Below are 902 nucleotides of genomic sequence, written 5' to 3'. Positions count from 1 at the left end.
TATGCCGTTGAGGTTTCCCTCGTACCGGTACACATAATAGTTTCGTTTTTTGACTGTCACAAGGTCAAATTCACGATGTGTAACAGACAATTCGGCGGCCAGTTCACGAAGTTTCTTTTTCATTCCCGATGGATACAGCAAACGGTTTGTTTTCAAAGCACCGATGGTATGGAACCCTCTCTGTGCAAAGGTATTGATTATCTTTTCAGAAACATACCAGCAGTCGCAAAGAAAATAGGACATTACCGGTGGAACAGGCAGCTCCTTTGCAATGCTTTGTACAATGTCAATCTTGGAAATTGACTTATTGTACATTACAAAAGCATAGTTCAGAACAATGCCATTGCAGGAAAGCATAACAGCAACTGCCTGATGCCCGTAATCCGGTTTTCCCTTTAAATGGGATTGGTGAAAATACGCATCTTCAATCGGATGTAAAGCCTGTGACGAAGGCTTTGTCTTTGAAGCAATCGTATCGTCCACAATACAGAGAACAGGTTTTCCGGTGCGTGCTGCTTCTGAATAAATAATCTCAATGACAGAGCATTTTAACGTATCTGAAAGTAAGGAATCATCCCATTTTCCGGAATTGAGGAAATGGGCAATCGTAGTTCTGTGGCAGGAACTGTTTTTAGCAAAGTCCGTGGTTTTTCCATGATATCCTGAAATGAAAATACTGATTAGGATACTCATAAGATGGTTTATTACTCGGTTCGAATAAAATTTGCATAAGTTTAATTTTTTAAACTGGTTGTATATGAATGAGGAATGATGTATAGTATTTGCGAGAGACACCTTCTTTCGTAAATGTTGCAAATGTTTGTTTTGGCACTTTCATTATACAACACATGGAATCGAGGTGTCTTTCTTTTATGCAAAATCACGAACTTGCTCATTTATAG

1 protein-coding gene is annotated in these 902 nt (G+C 38.9%); it reads right to left on the bottom strand.

Annotated elements, in window-relative coordinates:
• The coding region (locus tag DMI82_RS19510) for a transposase (RefSeq protein WP_146207195.1) at positions 1 to 693 on the bottom strand (693 nt) is incomplete at its 3' end.
• Positions 694 to 902 lie beyond the last annotated feature (209 nt).

Origin of the sequence: Blautia sp. BCRC 81119, assembly GCF_003184505.1 — a bacterium.
GTDB classification, from domain to species: Bacteria; Bacillota; Clostridia; order Lachnospirales; family Lachnospiraceae; genus Blautia_A; species Blautia_A fusiformis.
This window is presented reverse-complemented; position numbering and strand designations above follow the sequence as displayed.